Raw genomic sequence first — 16,212 nt, 5'->3', positions numbered from 1 at the left:
ATGATTCCGTTCGAACTCGCGAGGCCGCGGTCGCTGAAAGAAGCGATCGCGTTGCTGGACCCGGACGACCCGGATATCCGTCCGATGGGCGGCGGCACAGCGGTCATGTTGATGATGAAGGCCGGCGTGCTACGGCCAACGCGCCTCGTCAGTTTGCGCGACATCGAGCCGCATTATGCGCAGGTTCGTGCCGGCGAAAACGGCGAGTTGCGCATCGGCGGTTTGACGCGACTTGCGACACTCGAACATTCGCCGCTCGTGAAGGAAGGCTGGCCGCTTATCGCCCGCACGTTGCGCACGCTGTCGAATGTGCGCGTGCGCAATGTCGCGACCATCGGCGGCAATCTCGGCCACGCCGATCCTCATATGGACATGCCGCCGGTGCTCACGTCGCTCGGCGCACGCGTGACGATCGCGGGTCCGCACGGCGAACGGACGGTGCCCGTGGAGGACCTGTGCACGGGTTACTACGAGACGGTGCTCGCTCGCGATGAACTGATTTCCGAAGTGATCGTGCCGCAGCAAGCAGGGCGGCCGGCTGCGTACATGAAGGTGACGACACGCGCGGCGCACGACTGGCCCGCGCTCGGCGTCGCGGTGGTGCTCGATATGCAGGGCGAGCGCATTGATCGCGCGAGCGTGATCGTCGGCGCCGCGACCGATCGGCCGACGCGGCTCACGCAGGCCGAGGCGCTGCTTAGCGGCGCATTACCAGACGACGCGATCCTGCGCGAAGCGGGCGAGGCCGGCGCGGCGCAGCTCGACATCGTCGGCGATCCTCATGGGTCTGCGAGCTACAAGAAACAACTGCTGAAGGTCTATCTGGGCCGCGCGGTGCGCACGGCGCTGGCCGCCGCGAGTGGCCGCGCCGCTCAATTCGGGGGGCACGCGTAATGAAGATCGACAAGACGCTCGAAGAACAGCCGACCGGCAAGCAGGTGGGCCGCGCATTGAACCGTCTCGAAGCGCGTTCGAAAGTAACGGGCCGCGCCGAGTACATTCACAACCTCGTGCTGCCGCGCATGCTGTACGGCAAGATTTTTCGCAGCACGGTGGCACACGGCAAGATAGTCAATATCGACACGAGCGCGGCCCGCGAAATGGAAGGCGTGTTCGCGGTGTACACCGGAGAAGATATCCGTAAGGTGATTCCCGAGCCGTACTATGGCCCCGCGTTTCACGATCAGCCGATCCTCGCGCTGGACAAGGTGCGCTATATCGGCGAGCCGGTGGCCGTCGTGCTTGCCGCCGATCCGCACGTTGCCGAAGAGGCGACGCATCTGATCATGGCCGAGTACGACGAATTGCCAGCCGTGTTCAACGAAGTGGAGGCCGCGCAATCGGACGTTCTGGTCCACGAGTTCTTGCGCCCGGCTGGTACGTTCCCCGATTTGAAGCATCTGGCGGGGCGCAAGGGCACGAACGTGGCGCTCGACTTCCAGTTGCGTCGTGGCGACGTGGAGGCGGCATTTGCGACCGCCGTGCATGTATTCGACGACACATTCACGACCCAGCAGGTCATGCACACGCCGCTCGAACCGATGGTGTCGCTTGCCGAGCCGGATCTGGGCAGCGGAATGCTCACCGTGCACACGGCTTCGCAGAGCCCGTCTTTCGTGCGTATCGAGATTGCGCGTCTGCTCGGCTGGGACGAAAACCGTGTGCGCGTGAAGTCGGCATTGCTCGGCGGCGGCTTCGGCGCGAAGCTCTATATCAAGCTGGAAGCGCTCGTCGTCGCGCTTGCGTTGCTGTCGCGGCGCAGCGTGAAGATTTCGCTGACCATGGAAGAGCAGTTCTTCACGATCACCAAGCATGCGAGCACGTTCCGCATGAAAACCGCCGTGAACGAAGAAGGCCGCATTACGGCGCGCAAATGCGAGGTGTGGTGGAACGGCGGCGCATATGCGGATATAGGCCCGCGCGTTACGCAGAAGTCGGGCTTCACCGCTTCGGGCCCGTACGATATCGAGAACGTGTGGATCGATTCGTATCAGGTGTACACGAATCTGCCGCCCGCCGGCGCGTTTCGCGGCTTTGGCATTCCGCAGATGGTGTGGGCATACGAGAGCCATGCCGACATGATTTCACGCGCGCTGCGCATCGATCCGCTCGAATTTCGCCGCCGCAACATCTTGCGCGAAGGGCGTCCGCATGCAACCGGCACGCCGATGCATGACGCGGCGATCGACCTGGTGCTCGAACGGGTTGCCGAGCGGTTGAACTGGGCTGCCCCGTTCGAGCGCGGCAGAGGCGCACTGAGGCGTGGGCGAGGCATTGGCGTCGGCTTCAAGGCGCTGGTTGCGCCGACAACGTCGATGGCAATGGTAAGCCTCGCGGGCGACGGCAGCTGCACGGTCTATTCGAGCACGGTGGACATGGGGCAGGCGTCGGAAACCGCAATCGCATTGATGGCCGGCGAAGTGCTGGGCATTCCCGCCGAACGCATCCGCGTGATGCGGCCGGACACCGACATAACGCCTTACGACATGGCGACGCTCGGCTCGCGCTCGACGTTTCACATGGGCCACGCCGTGCGTCTCGCCGCCGAGGACGTGAACCGCAAGCTCACCGAACTCGCCGACGAACTGGGCGTGCCGGCCGCGCCCGCGAGCCGCGCGGGTGAACTGCTGCGGCGCAAGTATGGCATGCAGGCGGGGAACATCGTGGGTATCGGCAGCTTCATTCCTTCGTACAAGTCGCCGGAACACGAGACGGGGCAGTCGGACAACATCACGCCGAACTGGATGGTGGGCGGCTGCGGCGTCGAAGTCGAAGTGGATACGGAGACGGGCCACTTCAAGCTATTGCGCTTCGAGCATGTGGTCGATTGCGGCACGCCGATCAATCCGAAAGTAGTCGATACGCAGATTTCCGGCGCGGCCATCATGCAGCTCGGCATTACGCTCTTCGAGTGCATGGAGTTCGACGAGGTCGGGCAGCTACGCAATGCGTCGTTCGCGGAGTACAAGATTCCGGGCATCCACGACATTCCACCGAATATCGGGCGCGAGACCGTGGACTCCGTGCAGAACAACGGACCTTTCGGCGCGAAAGGCGTTGGCGAGAGTGCGACGTTCGGCGTCGCCTCCGCAATCGCGGAAGCCATCGAAGACGCGGTCGGCGTGCGTCTGAAGTCGTTGCCGCTCACGCCCGAGAGTGTCTGCCGCGCACTGTGCGCCGCGCGCAATGAACCGCTATCCGAGGAATAACCATGAGCGCCACTTCTATCAAGATTGATTTCACGCTGAACGGTGAGCGCGTCAGCGCCGACGTCGAGCCGCATCACACGATTCTCGAAGTGTTGCGTCAGCAATTTGCGTTATACGGCGCCCGTGAAAGCTGCGGTCAGGGGTTGTGCGGGTGCTGCACCGTAATCGTCAACGGTGAAAGCGTGTCGGGCTGTCTTTATCTCGCTGCGATGGTCGACGGCGGCGAGGTCAGCACCGTAGAGAACCTGGACGCCGACGGCGAACTCGACGTGGTGCAGCAGGCGTTCATCGAGTGCGGCGCGTTTCAGTGCGGCTTTTGCACGTCAGGCTTCATACTGATGAGCCGCCAGTTGCTCGAGCGCAATCCCGATCCGAGCGAAGCGGAGATCCGGCATTTCCTGTCGGGCAATTTATGCCGCTGCGCCGCCTATCCGGAGATCATCGAGGCGGTGAAGCTCGCCGCGCAAATGCGTAAGTCGGCAACGCCAGGTGTTCCCGCGTAGCGTAAAGCGCGAACGCAACGAGGCCCTCACGCAGTAACGCACGGCAGCGCGCAGTAACGCGCGTCTGCATAACAACAGACGGCATGGCGCATGCCATGGCAGCGAGGAGACAGGCGATGCAGCAACCTCTGGAGGAGGGGCCCGGCGGCGGCACACACGGCTTGCGGGCGGACGCTCGCGTCGCCGCAGACGCCGCAACGGAAACAGTATGGTATCGCTCGATCAACCGGCAGCAGTGGAGCGCGCTTATCGCGTCCAACCTCGGCTGGTTCTTCGACGGATACGAAACCTATGCACTGGTTCTCACCGTGGGCGGCGCACTCGGCCAGTTGCTCGCGCCGTCCGAGCACGCGCAGATTCCGTTCTACGCGGGGCTCGTGATCGCGTTGACGTTGCTCGGCTGGGGCATCGGCGGATTGATTGGCGGCATTCTGACCGACTATATCGGTCGCAAGCGGATGATGATGTTCGCGATTCTCGCGTATTCGCTGACCACGGGCTTGAGCGCGCTTTCATGGAACTGGGCTTCGTTCGCGGCGCTGCGCTTTGTCGTCGGTCTGGCGATGGGTTCCGAGTGGGCGACGGGCACGGCAATGACCGCCGAGATCTGGCCCGACCGGCATCGCGGCAAGGGTGCGGGGCTCATGCAATGCGGGCTCGGTACGGGCTTTTTCGTCGCTTCGCTGATATGGCTTTTCATGAGCGGCGCGGGCGAGCATGCTTGGCGCTACATGTATCTGATCGGCGTGCTGCCGGGCCTCGCGACATTGTGGATGCGCGCCGGCATTCCCGAGTCGGAGCAATGGCAGCGCGTGAACAAAGAGCGCAAGGCGACGCTCGCGCGCAGGAAGTCAGGGGCGGCGCTCGACGAGCGCGAACAGGCGCTTGCACGCTTTACCCTCGTCGATCTGCTGGCCGACCCGAAACTGCGCCGACGCACGTGGATCGCTGTGCTGATGTCGCTCAGCACGACGCTCGGCTGGTGGGGCATCTCCACATGGGTGCCGCCCTACATCGGCTCGGTGGCCGCGCATGCGGGACTTCACGCGGCCTCCTGGGCGAGCTTCGCGGGCATGGCGTATAACGTCGGCGCGATCAGCGGCTATATCGGTCTGGGTTTTCTCGCCGACGCGTATGGCCGCAAGCGCATCACGTGTCTTTTCTTCGCGATGGCGTTCGTGCTGACACCGGTGCTCTTCATGTGGACGCACAATGTCGGCCTGCTGCTGGCGGTGGCCTGCGTGGCCGGTTTTTTCAGCCTGGGGCAATATACGTGGATGCCGACATGGCTGCCCGAGCTTTATCCGACGCGCGTGCGCGGCACCGCCATCGCGCTGTGCTTCAACGTTCCGCGCTTTCTTGCATGGACGGGACCGCTCGTCGCCGGCACGCTGATTACCCACTTCGGCGGCTACGGTCATGCGGCGGTCACGGTCGGTTTCATCTATCTGGTGGGCCTTGCGCTTGCGCCGTGGCTGCCGGAAACGCGCGGCCAACCTTTACCTGAAGAGATCTGAACCATGAATTTCATCTTTACCGACAAGGTGCCGGCTCCCGGCGGACACTATTCGCAGGCCGTGCAGGCGGGCGGCTTCACGTTCGTGTCCGGCATGTTGCCAGGCCCGGGCGTGGCCACCGAGGGCCCGGACAACTTCGAACGCCAGGTGCGCGCGACGCTCGCCCATTGCGAACGGGTGCTGGAGCAAGCGGGCTGCGCGCTGACTGACGTCGTGCAGTGCACCGCCTATATCGTCGACGTGAAGAACTGGCCGGAATTCAACCGGCTCTACGCGGAGCATTTCGGCACGCATAAGCCCTCGCGCGCAGTTGTGCCGGTGCCTGAGTTGCACCACGGCTTCCTCGTCGAGTTGCAGATGGTCGCCTATCGCGCCCAATAGGCGCGCCGCTCTACTCCTGCTCCGGCTCCGACACATCCCGCCGCGCGTTGACGATTCCCCACCACTGCTGACGCAGCACGTCGCGCAGAATCTTGCCGCGCGCGCTGCGCGGCAGTGCTGGAACCGGATAGATGTCCTTCGGCATTTTTTCGCGCGGCAGTTGCCGGCGGCAGTGCGCGCGCAATGCTTCCAGGTTGGACACCATGCCCGGCTGCAGGACCACGAAACAGACGGTCTCCTGCCCGTACACCGGGTCGGGCACGCCGAGCGCCGCGACGTCCTGCACATGCTCATGCGTGCGCATCACGTCTTCGATTTCCTGCGGCACGATTTTCACGCCGCCTCGAATGATGAGGTCGTCCATGCGGGCTGCCATGCGCACGAAGCCGTCGCTATCGCGTGAAGCGATGTCGCGCGTGAAGAGCGGCGCGCCGCGAATCGGCAGCAGTGAGCCGTCCCGCTGCAGCACGCCCAGCGCGAGTTTTTCACCATCTACGACGACCTGTCCTTCGACGTCGGCAGCGCACGGCATGCCGTTCGCGTCGACGATATCGAAGTGGATATGCGCGGCCGGATAACCGACCGTTCCGAGCTTGCGATGTTGCAGCCGGTTGCCGCACATCCATCCCGCTTCCGACGATCCATACAGGTTCAGGATACGGATGCCATACAGTTTTTCGAATCGCATCCATTGAACGGGCGATAGCGGCGCGGTGCTGCATGTCATCGCGCGCAGCGACGCGAAGGTGTCGGCGCTCACATCGAGCGGTGCTTCCAGCAGCATGTTCAGAACAGTCGGCACGCCCGCGCACACGGTGATGCGCTGCTCGCGAATCCATTCGCCGAACTGGCTGCGCGAGAAGCGGCGCGCGACGCACAGCGTTGAACCGAGTTGCAGGAACGGAATGAAACTGAGTATTTGTGCCGAATACCAGTCGAACGAACGGTACTCGAGCATGCGGTCGTCGCGGCTCGAACCTAGCAGGTGGATGCTGTCGAGGCCGTTGAGCCAATATGACCTGTGGTCGTAGACGACGATCTTCGGAATGCCCGTCGTGCCGGAGGTGCAGCACATCGACGCAACGTCGTCAGGCGTGCACAGCGTTGCGCCGTCGGGTAGCGGCGCGGCGTCGTGTGTTTTGTCCTGCAATGAGATCGTGTCGCCGCCAACGTCGGCGTGCTCGTGAGCGGCGCAGGCCCACGAAACGAAACGCACGACCCCCACGTTCGGTCCCGCGACGGAGGTGTCGGCGGAATCGGCGGAGAACACTATCAGCGTTGGCCGGATCGTGTCGAGTAGCGTGCGCGCGATCTCTTTGCCGACGAAGGGCACGTCGAGCGGACACACGATCGCACCGAGCCGCCACGCGCCGAGCCACAGCAGCAGCTTGTCGGGCGCGTCGCAGTCGGCGATCACGACACGTGTGCCTCGGGTCACGCCGCGCCGCGCGAACTGTCTGGCGATCGCGTCGACCGCGTGCGCCAGTTCTTCGAAGCTCATGCTCACCCACTGTTCCACATCGACGATTGCGGGTTTATCAGGCGTTGTCCGGCGGTGCTGGTCGAGCAGGGCAGCGACGCTGCGAAAAGGCGGATCGTTGGTGGGCTGATGAGTGCTGGACATGAACTCAGCAGGGCTCGGGCACGGAAGGCGAGGTCACCTCGAATTGCGCCGCGTCGCTGTGGCGATTCAGATTCAGGTTTTCGCCGAGCCGCGCGAGCGCCCACTCGCGAAACGCTTCGACTTTTTTCGTGCGCGCCTTGTCGGTAGGCGACGAAACAAAATACGCGGAGTTCGACGGCACGCGCACGTCGAACGGCGCAACGAGTTTGCCGCTCGCCAGATCGCCGTTCACGAGAGGTGTGCGGCCGATCGCAATGCCAACCCCGTCGACAGCCGCCGCGAGCGACGTGAGCTGCAGATGGAAAACGGACTCGCCGGCGAACTCCACAGGCTCGTGTACGGCGGCTTCGAGCCATGCAGGCCAGTCGTCCTGATACATCGAATAAAAGTACGTGCGTATCTGCCGCATGCGCGACAGCGCTTCTCCTACCGATTCGAACTTGCCGGCTTCCGCGAGCACCGCGGGCGAGCACACGGGGAAGAATTCCTCGCCATGCAGCCGGTCAGAGCGCGCGGACGCCCAGCGCCCCGAGCCATATCGGATCGCGACGTCGTAACTGTTACGGTCAAACTCGTTGAATGTCGAACTGGTTGCCAGATGCACTGTGATGTCCGGGTGCGCGCGCTGGAATTCCGGCAGCGCGGGAATCAGGCATTTGACCGCGTAAGTGGGCAGGCAAGTCACCGTGAGCACGGTGCTCGGTTTTTTCTTGCGCGCATGCGCAGTGGCGATGGACAGCAGATTGATCGCCTCGTGCACGGAATCCAGGTACTCGCGCGCGGCCGGAGTCAGCGTGAGCACGTTGCGGCGGCGCACGAAGAGCTTCACCTCGAGCCGGTCTTCCAGTGTCTTGATCTGGTGGCTGATGGCCGTTTGCGTCAACTCGAGTTCTTGTGCCGCGCGGGTGAAGCTCAGATGCCGCGAGGCGGCTTCGAATGCGAGCAGGCTTTGAAGCGAGGGAATGTAGGGTCTCATCTGATGTCAGCGCAATGCAAGGACGCCTGGTAGTGGTCGTAGCGGATCTCATCGGCGCGTGCGGCGCCTGGTACAGGCGCGCGGGGTACTTGTCGGCGGCCCAGGCGGAAAGCTGCACGAATGCTTGGATGATCGGCTGGTTACGGACCCCGAGGAAATGAAACTTTTTCATGCCGGCATGAGAAAAGTTAGTTTGCGCGCGTCGAAAGCGCTCATGCACTCTTGGTCCAGTCGAGCGAAGCGTCGTCTATCGGCGGACATTAATCAATCGTTACAAACCCGGAACGCGAATAAGCCGGGCCGTGCGTGAATCACGGAAAGTGCGGGGCAGTACGGCCCGCTCACGCGCGCAAGGGAGAGAACAACAGTGGATATCGATGTGCTGGAAAATCCGTTTCTCGCCAGCCTCGGCATGTCGCGCACGGCGTGGCGCGATGGCTATGCGGAGTTCCGCCTGCACTTGCAGCCCGGATTGCTGAACCGGCAGCGGGTGCTGCAAGGCGGAGTGGTGGCGACGTTGCTCGACGCGGCGTGCGGCTACGCAGGCCTTTATAGCGCCGATCCGCAGCGGCCGATACACGCGGTGACGCTGTCGTTGACGCTGAACTTCCTCGACAAGGGAGTGGGCGACACGCTGATCGGCAAAGGCTTTCTCGAGCGCAAGGGCAGGTCGGTGTATTTCGCGCGCGGCGAGGCGTGGATCGATTCGAAGACGCTGATCGCCACCGCGCAGGGCACTTTCAAGTATGCGGGCGGCTACGGCCGGCGTGAGCCGTCTGGTGCCACGCCTGGCGAACTCGATTGACATGCCGGGTGTGCATCCCGCGTTCTAGTCACGATGTCCGCATCTGGGCGGTCTCATGAATCGTTCTCATCCCTGTCATGAACGATGGTCGCTTGCACGCGGTGCACCGTTGCCTCAATGTGGCGATCAACGAGTACGCGGGCAGCGCGCGACGACGACCCGCAGCCCGGCATACCAGTGCGAACACGAGCAAAGAATCACGAAACTATCGGAGACACACGACGTGACAGAGAGTTCGACTTCCCATCCGCTCGATCTGCGAGCATGGCTCGACGAGGCGCGTGCGCTCGGCGAATTGACCGATGTATCGGGCGCAGACTGGAATCTGGAACTCGGCGCGATCAGCGAGTTGAACGTAAAGAAGGAGCGGCCCTCGGCGCTGCTCTTCGACGATATTCCGGGGTATCCGAAGGGGCATCGCGTGTTGACGTGCAGTACCGCGAGCCCCGCGCGACTGTCGTCGATTCTGCGCGTGGGGCATCAGGCAACGCATCGCGCGCTCGTCGAAACGCTGCGTGGCAGGCCGAAGCAATGGCAGGCGCACGCGCCCGAATATGATCCCGTGCCCGCTGCGAGCGGCCCTGTGTTCGATAACTTGCAATCCGGCGAGGAGGTCGATCTTTTCTCGTTTCCCGCACCGCTGTGGCACGAAAAGGATGGCGGTCGATATATCGGCACCGGCTGCATGGTGGTGACGAAAGACCTCGACTCCGACTGGATCAATGTCGGCACTTACCGCGTGATGATCCACGATCGCAACCACGTTGGCCTCGACATGATTCCGGGCAAGCACGGCGCGATCCAGTACGACAAACACATGAAAGCGGGCAAGCCGTTTCCGGTCGCAATCGTGATCGGCTGCGATCCGCTCGGCTATCTGATTTCAGGTATCGAAGTGCCGTTCGGCATGTGCGAGTACAACTACATTGGCGCGATCCTGAAGAAGCCTGTGTCAGTAGTGAAGGGACAATTGACCGGACTGCCGTTTCCGGGCGCGTCGGAGATCGTGATCGAAGGCTATGCGCATCCGGGCGATGTGAGGATCGAAGGACCGTTCGGCGAATTCCACGGCTATTACCCCGGCAAGGCGGAGACGGCGCCGGTCGTGACCATCGAGCGGATCTACTACCGTAACAACCCCATCATCATGGGTAGCCCGCCGGCAAAGCCGCCAAACGACTACTCGTATTCGAAGGCCGTGATGCGCTCGGCGCTCCTTGTCGATGCGCTGCAGGCAGCCGGCGTGCCGGATGTCGCCGGCGTGTGGGCACACGAGATCGGCGGCGCGCGCATGTTCAATGTCGTGTCGATCCGCCAGCGCTATGCGGGTCACGCGCGGCAGGCTGCACATATTCTCAGCCAGTGCGGCGTGGGTGCCTACATGTCGCGCTATTCGATCGTGGTCGACGACGACATCGATCCCGCCAATCTGCAAGAAGTCATGTGGGCGGTCGCGACGCGTACGGACCCGGACATCGATATCGACATTGTCAAGCGCGGCATGGGTTCGAAGAACGACCCTATGTCGATCGCGAATCCGTACAAGGCGCCGTTCAACTCGAAGGCCATTATCGACGCGTGCCGTCCGTTCGATTTCCTCGCGGAGTTTCCGCAGGTCGCCGAGGCGAGCAAGGAACTGCAGGATAAAACGCGCGCGAAATGGGAACACATTCTGGGCTGACGCGTTTGCAATGCAATGCGACGTGACAGCCCAATAAACATCATGCGAGCCGCCGTTCATGACCGGGCGCAGTCGAGCGCAACGGTGAAGGCTGGCGACAAGGAGATTTGCACATGGAACTGACAGGCGAACAGATTCTGCCGCTGCCGCGCGAACGCGTGTGGGCAGCATTGAACGACCCCGAAATCCTCAAGGCCTCGGTGCCCGGTTGCGAGTCGTTCGAACGCGTCGACGACAATCAGTTTCAGATGGTGATGGCCGCGTCGGTCGGCCCGATCAAAGCGCGCTTCAAGGGCAAGATGGTGCTCACCGATTTGCAGCCGCCGCAGTCGTATTCGATGACCTTCGAAGGATCGGGCGGCGCGGCCGGATTCGGCAAGGGCGGTGCGCACGTCGACCTGCTCACCGATAGCGGCGGGACCCGGCTCGTGTACCGGTCGCATGCGCAGGTGGGCGGACGTCTCGCGCAGGTGGGCGCGAGGTTGATCGACGGCGTCGCGCGGAAAATGGCGGAAGACTTCTTCGGGCGCTTCACGGCTGCTGTCGTCGGACCGCAGCCCGCAGCGGCGACCAGCACCGCGCCGCTAGCGCAAGATGCGGAACCGAACGCGGCCACAGCGTCGAGCCACGCTCGCGCGGCCACTCAGGGAGGCGCATCTGCCGCGTCTGTCTCGGGCGCAAAAAGCTGGACATGGGCGCTCGGTGCGGTGGTGGTCCTTGCGCTGATCGCAGTGTACGCATTGCATTGATAACAACGACGGGGTGCTGTAGCAAGGCGTTGGGCGTCACCGCCCGAACGCTGCACAGTGCACTCGCAACTGGAGACGACGATGCAGGAAGGCAATGCGCTGCAGGGTGCGGTGAGATGCGATGAAACGCAAACGGCAGCCGTGGATGCGGCAGTGGATGCCGCAAGCGCGGCGCTCATTCGTCGCATAGAGAGCGTGCCGTTTTCGCGTTGGCATACGAAGGCGCGGATCATCGTCGGCAGCGCGACGTTTTTCGACGCGTTCGACGCTCTTTCGATCGCGTTCGTGCTTCCGGTGCTGATCGGCTTGTGGCATATCGAGCCCCTTGAAATCGGCGTGCTGATCGGCGCGAGCTACGTGGGACAGTTCATCGGAGCGCTGACGTTCGGCTGGTATGCGGAGCGGCGCGGGCGGATTCGCAGCGCGACCATCGCCATTGCGATCATGTCGGTGATGAGCATGGGCTGTGCGCTAAGCGGCAGTTTCGCGATGCTGCTCGTGTGCAGGTTCATTCAGGGAATTGGCGTGGGCGGCGAGATGCCGGTCGCGGCGACCTATATCAGCGAGCTTTCCAACGCGCATGGTCGCGGCAAATACTTTCTGCTGTACGAGTTGATCTTTCCGGTTGGTCTGATGGCGACCGGACAGATCGGCGCGTGGCTCGTGCCTGTCATCGGCTGGAAGATCATGTTCTGGATCGGTGCGGTGCCCGGCCTTGTCGTCGCGCTGCTTATCGCACGTCTGCCCGAATCGCCGCGCTGGCTAATTTCGAAAGGGCGCTTGAGCGAGGCGGAAATCGTCGTGCAGGACATGGAAGCGAGCACCGACCGCCGCATCGAACCGGGCCGGCACCAGCAGCCCAACAAAAGCGTGGTGAATGCGCGTGCGGGCTGGCGCGAACTGCTGTCGCCGTTCTATCGCGGCCGTACGCTCGTCGTGTGGGTGTTGTGGGCCACTGCGTTTTTCATCGCGAACAGTCTGAACAACTGGCTGCCGACGCTGTATCGATCCGTTTATCACCTGCCGTTGCAAACGGCGCTACGCGCTGCGTCGATGACTAACGTCGCGCAGGTGGCGCTATTGCTTGTCTGCGCTTATGTGATCGATCGCGTAGGGCGCCGTAACTGGACGGTGTCCGCTTTCTGTCTAGCCGCAGTGCTGTTTGCATGCCTCGGACTCTTTGCCGCGCACGACGTGTGGAGCGCAATGGTGCTCGGCACGCTGAGTTATGGACTGATCGGTTCGATTGCCGCGGTGCTGTACCTGTACACGCCCGAGGTGTATCCGACCAGAATGCGCGCGACCAGCACGGGGCTCGCCACGTCATGGCTGCGGCTTGCGTCCGCAGTCGGTCCTTCGCTTGCCGGATTGCTTCTGCACAAGAAGGGTATCGGCTCGGTCTTCGTCATGTTTGCTGTAGTCGCGGTGGTCGGCGCGATCTGTGCATTGAAGATGACCGAGACGCGCGAACGAAGTCTCGAGGAAATCGCGCCTTGAAAGAAAATGGTGGTGGCGCCGCCGCTTATTCAGACCCTTGGCGATGTCGGCGCCTTGTTGCGTGCGCAGCGGTTTTTTCGTCCGGCCTGGTAAAAGCGAGTGTTGGCCCGGATTTTACCAGGCAGCGGTCTGCGCGCGAGTTGACCCGTAGCAGCTTTCGAATTGCTCGCGCCGCGCGTTGACGAACCGCGCGTTGCCTACGTGAGTTCAGCTTCCGTCGATACGGGCTCGAAGCGGCGAGATCCGTCATGCACTGGGTTCTCGGCCGGCGCGAACGCGTAGAGCGTGAGCCATTCGCCATAACCGGCGACCAGGAAACCTCCGGATCGCTCGATGTATTGCTCGCGGGACGCTTGAAAGACCGTTTTCAGCGCGAACCACGGCACGTGCGGCAAGTCATGATGGACCAGATGAAAATTGTTATTCAGAAAGAGCAGCCGCCAGAACAGGGCCGCCTCATTCACAACCGTGCGATGCTCGCAAGCATCTGCGGCGCGATGCTCGCGGAATGAGCGAATCGAGCCGAGCGACATCGACCCATACCCCACGCCGACGACGAATACCCACGCCGGGATAGAGCACACGTATTGCAGCCACGCGGTGAGCGCGGCCAATGCGATGAAGTGCGCGAGCCAGGCGGGCACGTCGCGCCAGTCGCCGAGCTTCACTTTGCGCAATGCATCGACGCCGGTCGCCGCAATCGCAAACGCCGGTCCCACCACCAGACGGCCCACAAACGTATTGCGCCACGTGAGCAGCGCGCGCATCGCCCAACCGGCGCGTGCCCACACACGAGCATCGACGAAATAGCTTTCCGGATCGCGCCGGGGCTGCGTCAAGTGCGCGTCGTCGTGATGCTGAAGATGAGACTCGCGGTAGACGCGGTACGGAAACCACACGGCTAGCGGCGCGAAGCCAAGCAGTGCATTCAAGCGCGGTGAGCTTGTAGGATGGCCGTGGAGCAGTTCGTGTTGCAACGACATGTACCACGCGCTGACCAACGCGAGCAGCGCGGCGGTCAGCGGCAGGCCGAGCACGCGCGCATGGGTTGCAACGCCGAACCAGCCGCCGTAGATCGCGACGATCAGTAGCCATGTCGGCCATTGCGTGCGCCATGTCCAACTCGTTGCCAGACCTGCGATGGCTTTGCGCTGTTTGTGGTCGAGGTAGATCGCCATCGGCTGAATCGGTCGGATGCATGTTTGAAGCGATCCTACCGAGCCATGCGCCGCGCCCGAACCAATTTGTTCAGGATTGCATTTTCGCCGCGACGGGTAAGGGCGGCCAAAATCCGGCCAAACTGCGATGGGGTAACGGCCCAAGCAAATTCACCGTGCCGGAATGGTGAACGGTCCGTCTGGATACTGGCTGCACATGAACTCCACGAAGGCCCGCACTTTGGGGCTTTGCAAACGGCGAGACGTGTGCAGGACCCAGAGTTCAACGTCGTTGCCCGCAATGCCCCATGTCACCAGTTCGCCGTTCTCAAGCAGACCGCCAATGATCGACTCCGGCAGCAGGGCGGCCCCGGCGCCGGCAGCAATGGCGTCGCGGACCATCAACAGCGAAGACAAGCGTAGAACAGGTTGCGGTTCGATAGTGAACTCACCATCGCGGACAGACCATACATCTCCGTCGCGATAGCTCGGCATGACGACGGCCGGAACCGGCGCAGGCTTATCGCCGCGCCCTTGCGGCATTTGAACCGATGGTGCGGCGGCAAGTACCAGCCGGTCCCTGGCGAAGCACCTGCCGACCAATGTGCTGTCGCTGCGCGGATTAATGCGGATGGCGACGTCGAAATGCTCGTCGACGAGATCGACGGGGCGATCGTCCGCGACCACTTCGAGCTGCACTTCGGGATAGCTCGCGAGGAACTTGGCGGCGAGCCGCCCCAGCGCCAACTGGGAAAAGAGGAGCGGTGCCGCGACACGCAGACGGCCTCGCGGCGTGGCAAGCCCGTCTCGTGCCGCCGCAACCGCTTCGGCCACCTCGTGCATCGGCCCTTCGGTTCGGGTCAGCAGCAGTTGGCCGGCTTCGGTCAGCTCTAGGCGTTGAGTGCCCCGCTCGATGAGCCGAACCCCCAACGCTTCTTCGAGATCGGCGACGCGGCGCGACAGGGTGGCTTTGGACCGGCCGCTCGCGCGGCTCGCTTTCCCAAAACCTCCGTGAGCAGCCACCAGTTGAAAGTCGTCAAGGTCGTTCAAATCCATGGTGTCTCATTAATGAAACGGAACGTCTATATTTTAGAGTCTTTGTTTTGAATGTGAAACTCCTTATTGTTTGGGCGTACCCAACCAAACGCTCAAGGAGTTTCTTATGAACAACGTTCGTGCAGTGCTGCTTACCGAGTACGGCGGCCCCGACGCCGTCACGATTTCTTCCGTCGCCGCACCGGTGGCAGGAGCTGGCCAGGTTCTCGTCCGTGTGCATGCCGCCGGTGTCAATGGACTGGATTGGAAAGTCCGGGAAGGTTACGTGAGAGACGCCTTTCCGCTGCAATTGCCGACCGTTCTCGGCATTGAACTGGCCGGCGTCGTGGAAGCGGTGGGGCCCGGTGTCACCCGGTTGCGCAAAGGCGACCGCGTGATGGGTGCGCCAGGCGCACTGGGCGCCTACGCCGATCTGGTAGCGGTGAACGCGGCCAACCTCGCCACGGTGCCCGATTCGATGAGTTTCGTGGAGGCGGCAGCGTTGCCCGTCGCAGCTGTGGCGGCATGGCAAAGCCTTCACTTCGCCGGACCGATACGCGCCGGACAGCGCATCCTGATCCAGGGCGCGGCCGGCGGTCTGGGCGGATTCGCCGTGCAGTACGCGCATCAGGCCGGCGCCGAGGTGTTTGCCACCGCACTCGGCAGCCACGCCGACTATGTCCGCAGTCTCGGCGCGAACCACGTAATCGCCTACGACCAGCAGAAGTTCGAAGCTTCGTTAAGCAGCATCGACCTCGTTCTCGACTACGTTGGTGGCGACGTGCTGGCCCGCTCGTGGTCCGTGCTTTCGGCAGATGGCGTCGTCGTCAGCACCGCGTCGCCGGACATTCTGGCGAGCGCCCCTGCCGGGCGTCGCGGCTTGTGGTTCGTGAACACGCCGGATGCCGCGCGGCTGCAAGAGATCGCCGACGACGTAGCGCACGGGCGCTTGCAGTCCAAGGTCGACGCCGTCGTGCGCTTCGACGAGCTGCCCACGGCGATCGAACGCAATCGGACCCAGCCGCAGGTCGGCAAGACCGTGGCGAACTTTTTCCTCTAAATCGACTTTCCAGAAATG

14 protein-coding genes are annotated in these 16,212 nt (G+C 62.9%); 10 read left to right on the top strand and 4 right to left on the bottom strand.

Translation table 11 applies throughout. From position 1 onward, the window contains the following. From JMY24_RS15815 to JMY24_RS15795, 5 genes are all read left to right on the top strand, one after another. A complete protein-coding gene (locus JMY24_RS15815; RefSeq protein ID WP_201702381.1) occupies positions 1–894 on the top strand; it encodes an FAD binding domain-containing protein in 894 nt (297 codons plus the stop codon). Continuing rightward, entirely contained in the window at positions 894–3,209 is a 2,316-nt protein-coding gene (locus tag JMY24_RS15810) for a xanthine dehydrogenase family protein molybdopterin-binding subunit (RefSeq protein ID WP_201702380.1), read from the top strand. The genes JMY24_RS15815 and JMY24_RS15810 overlap by 1 nt, the downstream gene beginning before the upstream one ends. Before the next feature lie 2 nt (positions 3,210–3,211). Further along, complete coding sequence (locus JMY24_RS15805) at positions 3,212–3,712, top strand: (2Fe-2S)-binding protein (RefSeq protein WP_128597261.1); 501 nt, start codon at positions 3,212–3,214, stop codon at positions 3,710–3,712. A 116-nt stretch (positions 3,713–3,828) separates the two neighbouring features. Beyond that, on the top strand, positions 3,829–5,229 hold the full coding sequence (locus JMY24_RS15800) for an MFS transporter (protein WP_201702379.1): 1,401 nt from the start codon (positions 3,829–3,831) through the stop codon (positions 5,227–5,229). Between the two features lie 3 nt (positions 5,230–5,232). Continuing rightward, positions 5,233–5,610, top strand: coding sequence for a RidA family protein (locus JMY24_RS15795; protein ID WP_128597260.1), 378 nt, complete (start codon positions 5,233–5,235; stop codon positions 5,608–5,610). A gap of 10 nt (positions 5,611–5,620) precedes the next feature. Here the strand turns inward: JMY24_RS15795 and JMY24_RS15790 are convergent, their stop codons facing one another. Together JMY24_RS15790 and JMY24_RS15785 are read right to left on the bottom strand one after the other, a co-directional pair. After that, on the bottom strand, positions 5,621–7,234 hold the full coding sequence (locus JMY24_RS15790) for a class I adenylate-forming enzyme family protein (protein ID WP_201702377.1): 1,614 nt from the start codon (positions 7,232–7,234) through the stop codon (positions 5,621–5,623). A gap of 4 nt (positions 7,235–7,238) precedes the next feature. Then, a complete protein-coding gene (locus tag JMY24_RS15785; RefSeq protein ID WP_201702376.1) occupies positions 7,239–8,210 on the bottom strand; it encodes a LysR substrate-binding domain-containing protein in 972 nt (323 codons plus the stop codon). A gap of 367 nt (positions 8,211–8,577) precedes the next feature. On the opposite strand from JMY24_RS15785, the gene JMY24_RS15780 reads away from it, so the two are divergent. From JMY24_RS15780 to JMY24_RS15765, 4 genes are all read left to right on the top strand, one after another. Next, positions 8,578–9,015 carry a PaaI family thioesterase gene (locus JMY24_RS15780; RefSeq protein WP_128585022.1) on the top strand — a complete coding sequence of 146 codons (438 nt, stop codon included), beginning with the start codon at positions 8,578–8,580 and terminating at the stop codon, positions 9,013–9,015. Between the two features lie 223 nt (positions 9,016–9,238). Continuing rightward, positions 9,239–10,696, top strand: a complete 1,458-nt coding sequence (locus JMY24_RS15775; RefSeq protein ID WP_128597259.1) for a UbiD family decarboxylase — start codon at positions 9,239–9,241, stop codon at positions 10,694–10,696. Positions 10,697–10,809: 113 nt separating this feature from the next. Then, positions 10,810–11,445, top strand: a complete 636-nt coding sequence (locus JMY24_RS15770) for a CoxG family protein (RefSeq protein ID WP_201702371.1) — start codon at positions 10,810–10,812, stop codon at positions 11,443–11,445. 81 nt (positions 11,446–11,526) lie between these two features. Beyond that, positions 11,527–12,942 (top strand): MFS transporter, encoded by a 1,416-nt coding sequence (locus JMY24_RS15765; protein WP_128597258.1) that lies wholly within the window; start codon positions 11,527–11,529, stop codon positions 12,940–12,942. A gap of 197 nt (positions 12,943–13,139) precedes the next feature. Here the strand turns inward: JMY24_RS15765 and JMY24_RS15760 are convergent, their stop codons facing one another. Together JMY24_RS15760 and JMY24_RS15755 are read right to left on the bottom strand one after the other, a co-directional pair. Beyond that, entirely contained in the window at positions 13,140–14,120 is a 981-nt protein-coding gene (locus JMY24_RS15760) for a fatty acid desaturase (RefSeq protein ID WP_128597257.1), read from the bottom strand. Positions 14,121–14,270: 150 nt separating this feature from the next. Beyond that, positions 14,271–15,155, bottom strand: a complete 885-nt coding sequence (locus JMY24_RS15755; protein ID WP_128597256.1) for a LysR family transcriptional regulator — start codon at positions 15,153–15,155, stop codon at positions 14,271–14,273. A 106-nt stretch (positions 15,156–15,261) separates the two neighbouring features. On the opposite strand from JMY24_RS15755, the gene JMY24_RS15750 reads away from it, so the two are divergent. Further along, complete coding sequence (locus tag JMY24_RS15750; protein WP_128597255.1) at positions 15,262–16,194, top strand: NADP-dependent oxidoreductase; 933 nt, start codon at positions 15,262–15,264, stop codon at positions 16,192–16,194. The last annotated feature ends 18 nt before the right edge of the window (positions 16,195–16,212 follow it).

Source organism: Paraburkholderia kirstenboschensis (genome assembly GCF_904848585.1).
In the GTDB taxonomy this organism is placed as follows: Bacteria; Pseudomonadota; Gammaproteobacteria; order Burkholderiales; family Burkholderiaceae; genus Paraburkholderia; species Paraburkholderia kirstenboschensis.
Note: the sequence above shows the minus strand (reverse complement) of the source record. Positions and strands in the feature narration are given on the sequence as shown.